A 13617-nucleotide genomic window follows, 5' to 3' on the forward strand; every position below is an offset into this window, starting at 1 on the left:
CTACATGAGCACCTATAATTTACGACGTTTTGCCCAACCTGATGTTTTGAAACACATCGAACAAGATAATCTGATTACTTTTCTTAAACGGTATGAAAGCTACCTGACCGGACGCGGGTTCAGCTTTGAACTGAATGAAGATAATGAGCTGGATTTTGAAACGCTCTGCCAAGTTCTGATGAATCCATCAGAGGATATGGACATTGAATTCGTTGAAGCCTTGTTTTTCATTCAAGAAATGTCCGATGGTGAACATTTTGAAGAGTTGAGTGAACAGGCTGAAGCCAATAATATTGACACGCATGAAGATTCAACAGCAGCTGATTTGGCCTTAGCATTATGGCTGCACGATCCCGAGCTTTTAAAGCGTCCTCACGCAGAGGCGATGATCCTCAAGCCAAAATCATTCATGTATTTCCAGTCTGATCAAAGGTCCCCTGATACGTTTACTCTTTCAAAATCAGAAACCATGCGAACGCTGGAAGCTGATATGGACGCTTGGTTTTTGAAAAATAAACGCGGCACTGACTGTCGAATTTTGCCTGTCAGCGCAGAGGACGAAGACAAGACATACTTCCTGATCCGTCATGGCATGCCGTTTAAGCGTGAGGGCAAGATTGAATCTGGACAATCCAAGACCATTTTTTACCGCCCAGAGTTTCATGACGTGATTGTCTATGATCGTGCCAATAATGAACTAGCCGTCTTTAATAAGTCCGGTGCCAAGAAAGAGCGCACCATGTATTTAGATTTGTTCAGCCAACATCTCTTCGGTCAGGCTGAATATTTCCCCGGCGCAGAAAAATATACATTGCAGCCACTGATCGATAACGGCGTTGATGCTTTGGCTTGTGCCGATATTGATGGGCTGGAAGATATAAAGCTGGTAGAAATCCAGCACCAGTTTCTTGGACCGTATAATGACAAGCAGACGCTACGCTCAAATGATGTGTTTGCGTCCTTAGCCTCAAGAGATCGTGAATTCCCGAACTTTGGCAGACTAGTCTCAGCCAGTTTTTCGGTGAAATTTGAAAATGCCAAACGTCCACGCATGGTCAAGGTGCGAACACCGAATATGGCCAACTTTGATCGCAAGGAAGATTCTCACCTGATTGAAACATGGCTGCGGAAACGTGGCTTTGTAAATGAGCAGAAAGAGGAAGAAGACAGCAAACAACCCGTAGCACATCAGGAGAGTCATGACGCCGTATCAATCGCCGCCATGGCGTAAACTCATAGAGCTTTCTGGTGGCAAGGGTGTAAAAGCTGAATGGCTAGACTTTCCAGAAGAACTGCTTGCCATCACCAATGAGCAGGCATCTGCCATTCCCTGTAATGGCCGAGCTGGGTGCTACATGAATGTCGTGCAACATGGGTCTAGCGATATTGTTGGCATCTGCACATCAGATACCAAGCAGTTCGACCGACGCACGCTCAAAAAATCAGAACTGGCGCTGTATCGCATAGATCATAAAAAGCTGGCGACCAAAATTGCTGAGGCCATTGGTTTTACTGAGGAAAATGAAAAGATCACGGGCCAAACGGCTCTTTGGAAATTTGGTGTGCTCAATCCACAAGCCGAGCATAGCTTTCCTGTCTATTGCTTTTTGGGCCAGACATCCTCGCAATTGGATAAAATTGTCAATCAGCTTTGCATGGCTGATCAGACGTTTCTGTTAATTGCCTCCACCAGCAGTCTTATCAGCACTGCCAGCTCTGACGCAAGCATCAGGCATAAATCCAAGCTCATCGGCATAAATGATGTGCTCGTCGTTGATGCTGCAGGCAAGGTCACGGCGAGAGACAGCGCTCAAACCATCATCTCCAATTGGTTGGAAACGGTGTTGCCGAAATCAGCTAAACCGGGATCTGAGTACCAATTCCCGACACCAGCAGGCGCAACATGGGAGCAGTTTGTGTTCGAATTTACCGCAACAGAGATGTTGTCAGTGACATGCGGACAAACTCAGAAACGTCTGGAACCTGAGCATCTGAAGATGAAAGATCAGAGATCTGGAAAAAGAACGAACCAGTGGACACTCCTATTGGTTCTTGCAAAAACCGGGGGAAGCCTCTCGTGGCAGGATAGCGATGCAGATGATAAGCTAAAAAAGCAGAAGCAGGAATTAGCAAACAAACTCAAACAGACCTTCGGCCTTTCTGAAAACCCGCTTCGATGGTCGCGTAAAGAGGAGTGCTATAAAGCCCGCTTCATCATTCGCGCAGATGATAATGTCCTGCGTCAGCTCACTGGTTGACAATGCTAGGCATAGACTGCTGCGAACTGGTCAATTGCCAAACCCTTGATTTCCCATGACTAAAAGCTCCGTACTTCGTTTTTCCAAGTACGGTGTTTTTCAGGAAAGGGGCATATATAGGAGAAAAATTAGAGAAAAACGGGGTGTTTTTATAGAGAGGAAGTCAATTGCAAATAGCGAAAAAGCCCGCAAATGCTGGGCTTTTGAGGCTATGCCATATAAGGCATATGAAAGTTCGTTTTAGGTTAATGGCGGAGAGAGAGGGAGCGTTATATTTATATAAAATCAATAGGTTATATAAAAGTTCGGGAATTTTGATTCCGTTGATTCTTTTAACTTATTTTCCACCTATCCCTAATTTTTTTGAAGTTTTTTGATTGCTTCTATTGCAAGTCGTTTTCTATCAGCTGTTTTGGTATAAAGGGATGCCATTTTATCTTCTGTCCAGCCAAAAAGCGCTTTCATTTGCGAAACTGTCGCACCAGCATTGGCTGCACGTGTTGCTGCTAATTTTCGCAATCCGTGCGCTGATTTTTTAATACCCGCCGCATTACATGCTTCACGAAAGAGGTTGCCAAAACTTTCTTTGACAAGCTTATTTCCACCTTTACCACAAATGAATGTTTCATTACCTATGGGACCAATTTTAAGGGTTTCCTCTAGTTCTGGTAAAATAGGAAGAAAAACATCTGTTTTAAATTGGCTCTTTTCTGTTTTGAGATAAATGATATTATCTTTGACGTCTTTCCAGCCGATACGAACGGCATCACCACGACGCAAGCCTGTATAAAGAAGAACATCAATCCAGACGCGTTCATGTGTACCATGTGACCAACGGTGATAATATTTGTCTATGTCCTCTTCTAGCCATGGCAGTAATCCCTCACTGTTTAAAGATTTTGGTGCTTTTATATTAAAGGCAGGATTTCTATTTAAAAGGGCATTATCAACCGCCCAATTAAAGAGACCGTTTAAAGAGGTCAAAAAATGTTTTGCTGCCGCGGGGGTCTTTCGCCTTCTATCTACGGCTTCAAGAATGTGTTGTTTGTTTATGCTTTTATATGCACGATCACCGATATGTTTAGAAACATTATTCAGAATTCGATATTTAACTTTTTTAGTAGATTCTGATTGATTATGCCATTGCATGCTTTGTAAATACTGATGCAACAACCAATCGAAAGACCCTTCTGTGAGTCTGGTACATCTCTTTGTTTTGGAGGAGCCATTTTGCGCTTGTTTAATAGCCAGCGTATAATTGTCAACAAATTCTTGCGTTCCATAGGTTCCTTCAATCCGAAACCGTGGTCCATGACCAATACGTACATACCATATAACTTTACCATGGCGTGTACGTTCACGAACAAGATGCGGTGGACGGCGTTTTGGCATGGCTAAAACTTTATACCGTCGACAGAGGGGCAGCTTTTGCTGGTCTCGTAGTCTTCTTGCTCGTTTTCAAGCGGTGGAAAATCGTCAATGCTATAAGTATTATCTATCGTTGTTGGTGTTATGGTTTTATTGATATGAATTAATAATTCCCCTGTAGGTTTGATTTCTATGAGTTCACATCCTTGTTTTTTAGCTTCTCTTAAAGCACGAGCAATAGCTGGTTGCGTGATAGTAGGTGGGCGGTGTGGCATGTTTATTCCCCTTCATTTTAGATGTAATTCACCCGTGGCGTGAATCACGCTGGTGTTAAAAGTTTGTTTTTCAGTGTTAGAAACGGCTTATAGAGATACTATAAGACTAGTCGTTCGTATTTTCTCATCTGTTTTTTTCTCTAGTTGAGATTCTTCTATCGTCATCAATCCAGTCGTCCCAACATACACATGCTTCACCGTAAATTTTTGCATGACCGTAAACATGCGCATCACCGTAAACATGCGCATTGCCGTAAACACGCGCCCTATCGTAAATGTATGGCTCTTCGTAAACTTGTGCATTGCCATAAACTTCTGCTTTGCCATAAATACGAGAATTGCCGTAAACATGTGCATAACCGTAAACTTGTGCATTTTCGTAAACCTTAGCATCACCAAAAACCTTGGCATAACCATAGACTTTTGCATAATCCCCAATCCAGCAATTGCCATCATGACTTAGATTGTCTTCTTTCTCGATATAGCCGCCAAGATCACCTTGCTTGACGTCCCCAAAATCTCTCAATGCACGAATGCGGCGGAGCGTTTTGCGCCCAACTTCGATTGTTTCATCTGTCAGTTCATATTTTTTCATCTGGTCTTTTCTCCAGTTGATATGGCGTTATAGTCATCAACGTGTGCGCTACGGTAAACTTCTGCATCACCGTAAACTTTTGCTTCTCCGTAAATTTCTGCCTTATCGTAAACACGTGCATCATCGTAAATGCGTGCATCATCGTAAACTTTTGCACGCCCATGAACATGTGCATTGCCAAAAACCAAGGCATCACCAAAAACCTTGGCATAACCATAAACCTCTGCATTATGGGAAACGCATGCATTACCGTAAACTTCTGCATGATCATAAATTTTAGCATCACCATAAATCCTTGCACTATCGCCTACATGCCCGTCTTTAATTTTTGCATTGCCATAAACTTCTGCCTTATCGGAAACATATGCATAACTGTAAACATGTGCATTTTCTAAAACTTTTGCATAATCGTAAACGCGTGCACAATCGTAAACCTCTGCCCTGCCGTAAATGCATGCATCACCGTAAACTTTTGCTTCTCCATAAATTTCTGCACGACCGTAAACGCGCGCTTCATCGAAAACGTGTGCGCTCTCGTAAACACGTGCATTGCCATAAACACGGGCATCTCCAAAAACACAAGCCTTATACCAAATCCAACAATTGCCCTCATGGGATAAGTTGCCTTCATGCTCTATAAGACCGCCTAGGTCGTCTGCTTTAATACCACCAAAGTCTCGTAAGGCACGAATGCGGTGGAGAGTTTTGCCATCAACCTCAGTTGTTTCATCAGTAAGTTCGTATTTCTTTTCCATGGTTTATTTCCTTGATTTGCGCACAATCCACCCGTAGCGTGAAGCATGCATTATTTAAAAGTTGTTAGGAAAGGGCGGGGGTGCTGGGAGGAGAGAGCACCCCCATATGTTTAAGCAGCTTTTGCCAAAATCTTTTGCATCTCTTGTTCTATTTCCCCTAAAAAGATTTCGACCGCTTTATTGATCTCTTCAATGTATTGCTCATCACGGTGGACGCGTTTGATTTTCATTCTCAAACCAGTAGATTTGCCTACAAAGTTTGGATTATAGCTCATGAAATCACACCATTTGCGTCCAGTGCATGCCATTTGGAATTGCATCTGTGCGATATATTCAGGCTTGATTTCGTCATAAATAAAAAAACGAAGATGGGTTGTTGATTGTGGACATTTGACTTCGATTAAACCGTCCTCTCCAATCAACCCATCAGGACTTGCCCCCGCCATTTCCATTTTTGGGTGTGGGATAAACCCGCATCTTGTGACTTCTGCGTCATAAATGAATTCATATTCTCTTAAGGCATTCTCTTCATGTTCAATGCCCCATTGCATAGCAGGTGTTGTATAAGATTGGCTTATTTCCCCTATTAAGCGTTCTGCCATGAGTTTCGTTTTGTAGTCTTCATATTTGCTTGTAAGCAAACCTTTTGCTGTCTTACTGAGTACGTTGTAAACGTTTGAAGCAGTGACTTTTCCTAAGCGCGCTTGAAACCATTCTGCTGTTCTTTGTTCCATCTCACACCGCCGTTCCCTGTTCGTGTGGCGTTGCTATATCGGTATCTTGTGTAGAATCTGTTTCTACCTTTTGCTTGTTCTGTTTATCTTTCAAAAGATGTAACACCGTTTGTGCTTGTCCTTCAGACATATCGTCAAGCTTTTTGACGTTGACATAAGCAAGTATTTTTTCTTCTTCTGTTTGGGTTTGTACGACGAGTCTTCTGATTTCATTGATCTGTTGTGGAAAAGCCTTTTTAATAGGTGTGTTCCCATCCGTATCATCATCTTCACTCACGACATTAAGAAGCATACCTAACAGATATCTGCGTGCGTATGTGATTGCAGAACCAACCGATTGTATATTTGATTTGCATCCTTTAGTGTCATAAGGAAACTTTCCTTCTGTTGAGATTTTATTTCCAGACGGATGCGTCAAAGTCATTTCTACAATTATATTGTCTGAACTCTGTTCTTTGATACGAGAAAACAAAGCAAATCGGTGTTTTGCAAGAGGCTTCTTTACAGCATCAATGTACTGGTCAAGGGTTGCATATTGACTGTTTGTATGGGTGTTTGTAGAGTTTTTTTGTATTTTTTGATATTCTATTTGCATATTCGAAAGATCCCTGGCAAATCTTTCGTAGTTTTGTCGTTCTATTTCTTTTTCTCGTAAGGCAATGAGACGCTCGAGACGGTCCATATCGACGTCATTTTCTAAGGCTCTGTTTAAAATACGTTCCATAGCAGTTTGTTTAACCGCTAAGTGATGCGTTTCTTCAATTTCTGTTAGGTTAGTGTTTTGTTCACTCATCTTGATTTCCTCCTATTTGAGCGCAATTCCCCCGTGGCGTGAATCACGCATGTTTTAAAAAGTTGTTTGTGTGGTTAGAAACGGTTTATAGAGATACTATAAGATTAGTCGTTCGTATTTCTTTTCCATAATTGTTGCTTTTAATGCATGGTTTGTCTTTTAAGCTCTTGAGACAGCACACCAATTCCTTTTGCTGTGATTTTTGCGCAAGGAATGACTTTTTCTATTCCACTTGCGGTTTGAAGTGTGATGGTTGGACAATCCATAAGTTTCTTTTGGATTTTGTCTTGATACGGTAGCAAATTTCCACCTGCTGCTCGTCTGTAAACCCAACCTTTTTGCTGTAAGAATTGAATGAACTGTTTTGGTTGCATCTCAAGTATTTTAGCGGCTTCTGTAAGACCGAAGAGTCCATCATGGCGCTGTAAGCTTTCAAGAGCCATGGCTTTTGGTGTTAAATCTTCAATGATGGTGTCTTTTTGATCTATTTGACCTTGTAGGTAATTCAAAAAGCCAATCATAGCCTTTGGACTTGAATAGTCGATTTGTGGTGTTACCGCTTGCTTTTCCAACTCTTGCCAACGATCAATTATTTTTGCTCGTAAGGCAGTGCTGTAACCAGATACGAGAATTAAGCATTCACGTTTGGGGAGGTTGTAACAGTTTTGGGGCTTACCCTGTTTATCTAAATAGGTGGATCCAAATTTGGATTGACCCCCTTCAGGATATAATTCTCCTAACATTTTTCGAATATCACGCATAATATGCGCATGTTGCTTACCGCATAACTCTGCAATTTCACGACTAGACATGGTTGGAACAGTTGTGTTTTGAAAATTGTTTTCAGATATTGTAATAAAGTTTCGCATCATCACCCCCTTAATTAAGAAAAACACAAGGTTTTATATAATATTCCGCCATAGTTTCTATGACGTTCTGCTTGAGCAATTTTCCTTGCTGCGTGAATTTTGAAATAATGATTATCGGTTTTATCTGTCTCTATTTCAGATTTTGGACAAATCTTCTGTCTGTTCCATTCTTGTTTTGTAAAAACAAAATCCATGCCTTCTTTTAGATCAAGCTTCTCAACACAATCATTAAACCAAGTGGAAAAATCTTGTTTCAAATGTAAGTGCCTATGCATTACATGGGCATTGACCATTTGGACATAACCGATTTTGTTGTCTACCTCGTTTTCAGGCGTGAGATATCCTTCACTATGAATATGAGTATCATGTGTGGTCATAAGTTTACTCTAATCAATTATTGACGGGAAAAGGGGAGGCGCTTTTAAAAGCGCCCTTAAGAATTTTTAAAGCACATCACAAGGACGCAAACGGTGTTGTTGTTCGTAAGTACCGTAAATCTCATCATTATATTTTTCGTCTGCGATCTCGTCTAAAAGTTCTTGGTAAGCATCACTTTCGCGTACAAAGTCATGAACTTTACTCTCCTCATGGAGATGTTCGATATTTTCTTTTACATATGCTTCTGCAATTTCTTCAGAAATATCTTCACAATTATTCTCAGAAGGATTGATGCGAAAGATTTGGATTGCATCATCTGCCTCGTCAATAATTTTTAGAACTTGGCTTTCATCCAGTGGTCCCGATCGACCAATGTTTTGATCATCATCATAGACAACTAATAAGATTTCATCAGAATTTATAAGAATTGGATTTTCCATAATTTTTCCTCCCTAACGCCTCTTGGCGATTGTTTGTGCGTGGTTTATGGAATATATATAATACACATAATGCATACTTGTCAACAATAAAATATGCGTTATGTGTATTTTATTTTTAACGGTATAAAAATCTTGTAAGAAGATTTTTTCTAAATGACGATTCTCATGAAAGGGGAAGGTGAATGGTTATGAAAATAATAAAAAGCGATATAGAACTAGATAACAAAATAATGCATCTGGTTTCTACATTTAGTAATGAAAGAAAAAAGCTTTTATTTTTTTTCTTCTGCATGCAGGCGATTTAAAAGGTGAAGAATTGTTTCTTTATCTGGTTGAGTTGTTTTTTGCAGTAGATTAATAATTTGCTCATCAACAGTTTTTTTTGTCGCAGGAATTGGAAAGGAGGGGCCTTCTCCCTCTCCAGTTAATAACCATCCTTCACTAATTCTAAATGCTTTTGCATATTTCGCAGATGCCCGCGATATTCCTCTTAATCCTTGTTCGTGCTGTATATAGCTAGAGTAGTTCCAGCCAAAATATCTAGCTGCTTCTTTAGCACTTCTAAAACCACGCGCTAAACGCGCTTTTATTAATCTAGCAGATTGGTCTATCGTGTTACTAAGCATTTTTATCTCCTTAATATATTCATATTGCATATAATTGGTATGCATTTCGACTTGACTTTTAAGTACTCATAATGCATATTACTTTTTATGGGAAAAATAGCAGTAAAACAGTTACGTAAAAATCTGAATTTAACTCTGAAAGAAATGGCAGAACGGTTAGGCGTCAACAAGTCAACAGTATGGCGTTGGGAAAAATATGGTGTTCCTTCAAGAGGAGCCGTTGCATATCTTCTCGAAGCGTTATGGAATGAACAATCTCCTCCAACGCCTGCTTTTGTCAAGGGTTCCACTGTTTGCATGAAGCCATGTGAACAAAATGAAATGACGAAGCTTCAATATGAAGAAAAGAATGAACATCAACAGCACCCTTCACACTCTTAAAGAAGAAAGATCATGAGAAACGGAATATTGAAGAAACTTTATACACGGATTTGCAGATTAATAGGTTGTAAGAAGAATGGCATAAGTCAAAATTTGATAGTTGGATGAGATGGCATGAAGCCACTCTTGCAGAGCGAGATAAGTCAATTGAACAACAGCAAGTAGTACTTGAAAACCTATCCTCTTTAATTAAGCAAAAAAAAGAAACGCTATACAGCCAAAGGCTAAAGTTAGCTTCACAGATGAAAGTTATTGACGAACTAAATAATAAAATCATTGAGTTAATCAACAAAAAAGAAGAACCAAGATTGATCGATTTTGTTTTTTCAGGAGAAGTTTTTTAACTTGCGTCATTTGAGCCAAAAATCAAGATTGTTTAATTAACAATGAAACATTGCGAGGTTCCTTTTTCAAAAACATTTTTTCAAGACAAGCAATATTCACAAGATAATGAAGAATGGAGATAAATAATGAGTCAAAACATAATAATGGCAATATCAAATATCTTAGTCATACTCCCTAGTATACTAGTACTATACTTTTTTATTATTCAGGAATATCAAAGGTGCTTCAAAATTCTTACGGAAACAGCTAAGGAACGAGAAGAACTGATTGAAATATTGAAACAATACATGCGATTAACGGAAGACATGTCATTGAAAATAAAAAGGTTCAAACCAATATTTTTCCTCACCTCACCTACATTTAAAGTCCGTCCAGGCGAAACTATTCCATTACACCATGTAGCAGATGCAGACGCTATAGACCCCGATCACAAGGAATTTCTACGCAAGGTAGCTATGGAAGAAACACTCCAGGAATAATTTTATTATACGTTTGCCTTGTGTGAGTTGATGATGTCCAAAAATCAGCAGTGATTAATTTATCTGGATTTTTTTGTAATGTGTAATCAAGGGTAAAATTCACAACGCTTTGAGCTTGATCCTCGGGGCAATTTATTAGGAGATCAAAAGCAGTGTATTTGTGGACAGGTATGACAAATAAATCTGAAGCAAATTTTGGGTTAGTATTAGATTTTATATCTTCTAGATATAAGTTAACATGCTTATTAGTTTTTCTGATGATTGAAAGAATATCACCGAAAGAATCAAGATATCTAGGAAAAACAATAGCACGTATACAAAATTCAAAGGGATTTGTTTCAGATATTTTTATCTTTCTCATTACAATAGCTTGTTTTGCTAAGTTTGTAATATGCATCCTTATAGCGATACGTGAAATACCTTTTTCTGTTTCTAGTAAATCAAAGTCTGCTTCAATATGTAGTAGCTTTTTCAAAGCACGTATATCTTTATCTTTTAATAAAATTTCCAGGTTTTTTCCTAAGTTCGTGGCAATCTTTTCAAGAGCTGCAGTTTGTTTTTTTCTTTCTGCAAATTGCTTGGTTATCCATTTCCTATTTTCTGCTTGTTTTTTTGCGTCTGCTTTACGGTCTTTGCATCTTAAAATAAGCGATACTGAAATCGATGCGATAAATGACAGGAAATTTGTAAAAAATATCTTTATCCACTCTATCCACTCTTTTTGGATCATATCTTGCATCATAACTCCCCCCACTTTTTTAGAATCACTGGGAGGTTACTTTTTCACAAACATTTTTTCAAGACAGGCAATCACAACACGCTCTGTCATAGCAAACATATAAATACGTAGAGCCTTAAGGGGGGGGATTATGATCACTCATTTATATTTAATGAAAGAAGGGGGCGCGCATGTCTAATGCAATGCCATGGATAAGATTCCATTTGTATGACTGGATAAGTGGTACAGATGGAATGACGTTAGAGCAAAGGGGCGCTTATATGACGCTTCTCGTTCGCATGTACGATAAAAAAGCACCAATTAAAGAAGATTTTGAAACGCTTGCACGTGCTTGCAATTGTTCACAGAAAAAATTTGCAGCTATTGTCGAATACTTAATGAGGAATGATAAACTTGTTGAGACAGATAATGGGTTGTGGAATACGCGCGTTGAAGAAGAACTCAATAACCTCAGTGAAGAGCTAGATAATTTTGCCTTTAATAATAATGAAGAAAAGGAGGTAAAATATGTCAACTAAGTTGCCATGGACGAGGCTTTTTGCAGACAAGTGGCTTCTTGATCTTGCTTGTTTACCCGCAATTGAAGGCAATGTTTATCTCAGGTTGCGTTTGCAAATGCTCTACACTGGCGAACCTCTTATAAATAATTCACAAGGATTCTCTTATCTTACTAAATGTTCAGTAAAAAGATTTGAAAAGGCGTTAGATTATTTATTGAGGGTTGGAGTCATCATACGTTTAGAAGATGGTCGTTTGTGGAGTTCACAAGTTGAGGAGGAACTCAATAACTTCAATGAAGATCTAAATAATAATAAAGAACAGGAGGGGAAATATGTCAACTAAATTAGCTTGGGTTCGTTGTTTTCCTTCTGATTGGGTATCTGATGCTAGTGGAATGACGTCGCATCAAATATCGACTTATATGATGTTGATATTGCTTATGTATAAGAAGAGACAGCCAATTCTTGAGAATGCCTCTATATTAGCACGCATTTCTGGTTGTTCAGTAAAAGCTTTTAATAAAGCGCTAGATTTTTTATTGAGTGATGAGAAACTGATACGTTTAGAAGACGGTCGTTTATGGAGTTTACAGGTTGAAGAGGAACTCAACAACTCTAATGAGAATTTGAATAAGTTTTCAGAGAGAGCGCAGAAGGCAGCGAAGGCAAGATGGGATAAAAATACAAAAGATGTTTGTGATATTAAGCATGATGCTAACAGTATGCTTAAGGATGCTAAGCATGATGCTTGTGATGCTATAACAAACAATACAAACATATATAATAAAAAAACTAAAACTATCGTTTTAGCAAAAAAAGAAATTGGTTCTGAAAGTTTAGAAACAAACGAACAGGTTGACGAGCCAACAGAGGTTTCTGCTGTTGAAACCACATCAGAGCAAATCACAACGGGTGTAGACAACCAACCTCCCATTCACGAGCAAGAGAACGTTCCCAAAAAATCAAAACGAGCGAAAACTAATCGAGGCTATCGACTGCCTGAGGATTTCAAACCTAATTTGCAATACGCAATCGATCAAGGATTAACGCATGATGAGGCGCTGTTAGAATTTGAGCGGTTCACAAATTACTGGATAGCAAATCCAGGTAAAAATGCAAACAAACGGGATTGGCAAAGGACTTGGTACAATTGGGTCACAAGCCCTATCGGAACGCTAGCAAAGAAAAAAGCAAGATTAGAACAGGAAGAACGGTTAGGTGGTTATCATGGAAAATTCACTCAGAAAACTTTCACAGAACAGCTTGCAGAAGGCTTCAACGAACTCAGAGATCATCTCTCATCTGCAGAAGATTATGGAAATGATCAGTCCGGGGTATCCATTGACGCTGAAAGCTGGGAATACATTGACGAAACAGGAGGAAGTGCAAACCTTAGATGCTTGCAATCGTCTACAAGCGTTGCTCTCTGTGAAAGCTTCAGTTAAGCAAATTGAGCAAGCTTCTTTCCTACTCTCAAGCATGAGAGTCCCTGCGAACACAGATTCCAAAGCCGTTGTCCTATCCTATAGCATGATGCTGGAACGGATTTCAGCATATGCTCTGAAAAAGGGTGTCGAAGATATCGTAACTGGTCAAGCAATTGGGATATCAAAAACATTTATGCCAACTTGTGGAGAGCTTTTAGCTTATTGCCAGACAGTAGAAAACACCCTTCTTGCAAAAGCCGAAAGTGTACGTAGAGCAATTGAAAACACACGTGAGAAAGCACTCAAAGAAAAAACAGCGAAAGAGCATTCAATGCCTATAACGCTTGTTCACAAGCAAGAGCTTGAAGAGACTTTAAATGGCATTGGTGGGATAATGAAACGCTTTGGTCCACAGCAAACTAGTGAAAAGTGCTGATCATTTTACGATTAGACATGCATTTAAATCGTCAAAAAGGCACCGTACAAAGCGATTTAAAGATTTTACGATGAAAAANACATGCATTTAAATCGTCAAAAAGGCACCGTACAAAGCGATTTAAAGATTTTACGATGAAAAACCATATCTATAATATAAAACGCTCTGTACGGTCAAATTTGAGGTAAATTAACCTATTGGTAAAAATAGGAATTAAAA

General features: G+C 39.2%; 18 protein-coding genes and 1 pseudogene. 8 read left to right on the forward strand and 11 right to left on the reverse strand.

Going from position 1 to position 13617, the window contains the following annotated elements; translation table 11 throughout:
• Window positions 1–4 precede the first annotated feature (4 nt).
• Window positions 5–1231 (forward strand): hypothetical protein, encoded by a 1227-nt coding sequence (locus tag ACFIMG_RS01155; protein WP_375678301.1) that lies wholly within the window; start codon window positions 5–7, stop codon window positions 1229–1231.
• Window positions 1200–2258: a hypothetical protein gene (locus ACFIMG_RS01160; RefSeq protein ID WP_375678300.1), complete on the forward strand. Its 1059-nt coding sequence runs from the start codon at window positions 1200–1202 to the stop codon at window positions 2256–2258. The genes ACFIMG_RS01155 and ACFIMG_RS01160 overlap by 32 nt, the downstream gene beginning before the upstream one ends.
• Window positions 2259–2612: 354 nt before the next feature.
• Here ACFIMG_RS01160 and ACFIMG_RS01165 read toward each other — a convergent pair whose 3' ends face one another.
• The 10 genes from ACFIMG_RS01165 to ACFIMG_RS01210 all read right to left on the reverse strand — a co-directional run bounded on the left by ACFIMG_RS01165 (window position 2613) and on the right by ACFIMG_RS01210 (window position 9091).
• Window positions 2613–3650: a tyrosine-type recombinase/integrase gene (locus ACFIMG_RS01165; RefSeq protein ID WP_375678299.1), complete on the reverse strand. Its 1038-nt coding sequence runs from the start codon at window positions 3648–3650 to the stop codon at window positions 2613–2615.
• A gap of 2 nt (window positions 3651–3652) precedes the next feature.
• On the reverse strand, window positions 3653–3901 hold the full coding sequence (locus tag ACFIMG_RS01170; protein ID WP_375678298.1) for a hypothetical protein: 249 nt from the start codon (window positions 3899–3901) through the stop codon (window positions 3653–3655).
• A gap of 124 nt (window positions 3902–4025) precedes the next feature.
• The gene (locus tag ACFIMG_RS01175; RefSeq protein ID WP_375678297.1) at window positions 4026–4496 is read right to left on the reverse strand and encodes a hypothetical protein; all 471 of its coding nucleotides are present in this window, start codon (window positions 4494–4496) and stop codon (window positions 4026–4028) included.
• Window positions 4493–5251: a hypothetical protein gene (locus ACFIMG_RS01180; protein ID WP_375678296.1), complete on the reverse strand. Its 759-nt coding sequence runs from the start codon at window positions 5249–5251 to the stop codon at window positions 4493–4495. The genes ACFIMG_RS01175 and ACFIMG_RS01180 overlap by 4 nt, the downstream gene beginning before the upstream one ends.
• A 110-nt stretch (window positions 5252–5361) precedes the next feature.
• Window positions 5362–5985 (reverse strand): lambda exonuclease family protein, encoded by a 624-nt coding sequence (locus ACFIMG_RS01185; protein WP_375678295.1) that lies wholly within the window; start codon window positions 5983–5985, stop codon window positions 5362–5364.
• Between the two features lies 1 nt (window position 5986).
• Window positions 5987–6778: an ERF family protein gene (locus tag ACFIMG_RS01190; RefSeq protein ID WP_375678294.1), complete on the reverse strand. Its 792-nt coding sequence runs from the start codon at window positions 6776–6778 to the stop codon at window positions 5987–5989.
• 140 nt (window positions 6779–6918) lie between these two features.
• The gene (locus ACFIMG_RS01195; RefSeq protein WP_375678327.1) at window positions 6919–7647 is read right to left on the reverse strand and encodes a Rha family transcriptional regulator; all 729 of its coding nucleotides are present in this window, start codon (window positions 7645–7647) and stop codon (window positions 6919–6921) included.
• A 14-nt stretch (window positions 7648–7661) separates the two neighbouring features.
• Window positions 7662–8024, reverse strand: a complete 363-nt coding sequence (locus tag ACFIMG_RS01200) for an antA/AntB antirepressor family protein (RefSeq protein WP_375678293.1) — start codon at window positions 8022–8024, stop codon at window positions 7662–7664.
• A 66-nt stretch (window positions 8025–8090) separates the two neighbouring features.
• On the reverse strand, window positions 8091–8465 hold the full coding sequence (locus ACFIMG_RS01205; protein ID WP_375678292.1) for a hypothetical protein: 375 nt from the start codon (window positions 8463–8465) through the stop codon (window positions 8091–8093).
• A 272-nt stretch (window positions 8466–8737) separates the two neighbouring features.
• The gene (locus tag ACFIMG_RS01210) at window positions 8738–9091 is read right to left on the reverse strand and encodes a helix-turn-helix domain-containing protein (protein ID WP_375615508.1); all 354 of its coding nucleotides are present in this window, start codon (window positions 9089–9091) and stop codon (window positions 8738–8740) included.
• 87 nt (window positions 9092–9178) lie between these two features.
• Here ACFIMG_RS01210 and ACFIMG_RS01215 point away from each other — a divergent pair, with 87 nt between their 5' ends.
• Together ACFIMG_RS01215 and ACFIMG_RS01220 are read left to right on the forward strand one after the other, a co-directional pair.
• Window positions 9179–9472 (forward strand): helix-turn-helix domain-containing protein, encoded by a 294-nt coding sequence (locus tag ACFIMG_RS01215; RefSeq protein ID WP_375678291.1) that lies wholly within the window; start codon window positions 9179–9181, stop codon window positions 9470–9472.
• A gap of 12 nt (window positions 9473–9484) precedes the next feature.
• Window positions 9485–9816, forward strand: a pseudogene (locus ACFIMG_RS01220) (hypothetical protein).
• 454 nt (window positions 9817–10270) lie between these two features.
• On the opposite strand, the gene ACFIMG_RS01225 reads toward ACFIMG_RS01220, so the two are convergent.
• The gene (locus ACFIMG_RS01225; protein WP_375678290.1) at window positions 10271–11038 is read right to left on the reverse strand and encodes a hypothetical protein; all 768 of its coding nucleotides are present in this window, start codon (window positions 11036–11038) and stop codon (window positions 10271–10273) included.
• 167 nt (window positions 11039–11205) lie between these two features.
• On the opposite strand from ACFIMG_RS01225, the gene ACFIMG_RS01230 reads away from it, so the two are divergent.
• The 4 genes from ACFIMG_RS01230 to ACFIMG_RS01245 are packed head-to-tail and all read left to right on the forward strand — an operon-like array spanning window position 11206 to window position 13398.
• Window positions 11206–11553 (forward strand): DUF1376 domain-containing protein, encoded by a 348-nt coding sequence (locus tag ACFIMG_RS01230; protein ID WP_375678289.1) that lies wholly within the window; start codon window positions 11206–11208, stop codon window positions 11551–11553.
• A complete protein-coding gene (locus ACFIMG_RS01235) occupies window positions 11543–11878 on the forward strand; it encodes a hypothetical protein (protein WP_375678288.1) in 336 nt (111 codons plus the stop codon). The genes ACFIMG_RS01230 and ACFIMG_RS01235 overlap by 11 nt, the downstream gene beginning before the upstream one ends.
• The gene (locus tag ACFIMG_RS01240; protein ID WP_375678287.1) at window positions 11868–12980 is read left to right on the forward strand and encodes a DUF1376 domain-containing protein; all 1113 of its coding nucleotides are present in this window, start codon (window positions 11868–11870) and stop codon (window positions 12978–12980) included. The genes ACFIMG_RS01235 and ACFIMG_RS01240 overlap by 11 nt, the downstream gene beginning before the upstream one ends.
• Window positions 12964–13398, forward strand: a complete 435-nt coding sequence (locus ACFIMG_RS01245) for a hypothetical protein (protein WP_375678286.1) — start codon at window positions 12964–12966, stop codon at window positions 13396–13398. Before ACFIMG_RS01240 ends, ACFIMG_RS01245 begins: the two co-directional genes overlap by 17 nt.
• Window positions 13399–13617 lie beyond the last annotated feature (219 nt).

It is taken from the genome of Bartonella sp. AP11XZML (genome assembly GCF_042196445.1).
Classification (GTDB): Bacteria; Pseudomonadota; Alphaproteobacteria; order Rhizobiales; family Rhizobiaceae; genus Bartonella.

What these genes read in the sequence shown, in the direction of transcription:
- ACFIMG_RS01180 (WP_375678296.1), bottom strand. Translation starts at nt 5,251, where the DNA reads ATGGAAAAGAAATACGAACTTACTGATGAAACAACTGAGGTTGATGGC.
- ACFIMG_RS01205 (WP_375678292.1), bottom strand. Translation starts at nt 8,465, where the DNA reads ATGGAAAATCCAATTCTTATAAATTCTGATGAAATCTTATTAGTTGTC.
- ACFIMG_RS01230 (WP_375678289.1), top strand. Translation starts at nt 11,206, where the DNA reads ATGTCTAATGCAATGCCATGGATAAGATTCCATTTGTATGACTGGATA.
- ACFIMG_RS01175 (WP_375678297.1), bottom strand. Translation starts at nt 4,496, where the DNA reads ATGAAAAAATATGAACTGACAGATGAAACAATCGAAGTTGGGCGCAAA.
- ACFIMG_RS01225 (WP_375678290.1), bottom strand. Translation starts at nt 11,038, where the DNA reads ATGATGCAAGATATGATCCAAAAAGAGTGGATAGAGTGGATAAAGATA.
- ACFIMG_RS01215 (WP_375678291.1), top strand. Translation starts at nt 9,179, where the DNA reads ATGGGAAAAATAGCAGTAAAACAGTTACGTAAAAATCTGAATTTAACT.
- ACFIMG_RS01190 (WP_375678294.1), bottom strand. Translation starts at nt 6,778, where the DNA reads ATGAGTGAACAAAACACTAACCTAACAGAAATTGAAGAAACGCATCAC.
- ACFIMG_RS01170 (WP_375678298.1), bottom strand. Translation starts at nt 3,901, where the DNA reads ATGCCACACCGCCCACCTACTATCACGCAACCAGCTATTGCTCGTGCT.
- ACFIMG_RS01165 (WP_375678299.1), bottom strand. Translation starts at nt 3,650, where the DNA reads ATGCCAAAACGCCGTCCACCGCATCTTGTTCGTGAACGTACACGCCAT.
- ACFIMG_RS01200 (WP_375678293.1), bottom strand. Translation starts at nt 8,024, where the DNA reads ATGACCACACATGATACTCATATTCATAGTGAAGGATATCTCACGCCT.
- ACFIMG_RS01160 (WP_375678300.1), top strand. Translation starts at nt 1,200, where the DNA reads ATGACGCCGTATCAATCGCCGCCATGGCGTAAACTCATAGAGCTTTCT.
- ACFIMG_RS01240 (WP_375678287.1), top strand. Translation starts at nt 11,868, where the DNA reads ATGTCAACTAAATTAGCTTGGGTTCGTTGTTTTCCTTCTGATTGGGTA.
- ACFIMG_RS01210 (WP_375615508.1), bottom strand. Translation starts at nt 9,091, where the DNA reads ATGCTTAGTAACACGATAGACCAATCTGCTAGATTAATAAAAGCGCGT.
- ACFIMG_RS01235 (WP_375678288.1), top strand. Translation starts at nt 11,543, where the DNA reads ATGTCAACTAAGTTGCCATGGACGAGGCTTTTTGCAGACAAGTGGCTT.
- ACFIMG_RS01195 (WP_375678327.1), bottom strand. Translation starts at nt 7,647, where the DNA reads ATGCGAAACTTTATTACAATATCTGAAAACAATTTTCAAAACACAACT.
- ACFIMG_RS01185 (WP_375678295.1), bottom strand. Translation starts at nt 5,985, where the DNA reads ATGGAACAAAGAACAGCAGAATGGTTTCAAGCGCGCTTAGGAAAAGTC.
- ACFIMG_RS01155 (WP_375678301.1), top strand. Translation starts at nt 5, where the DNA reads ATGAGCACCTATAATTTACGACGTTTTGCCCAACCTGATGTTTTGAAA.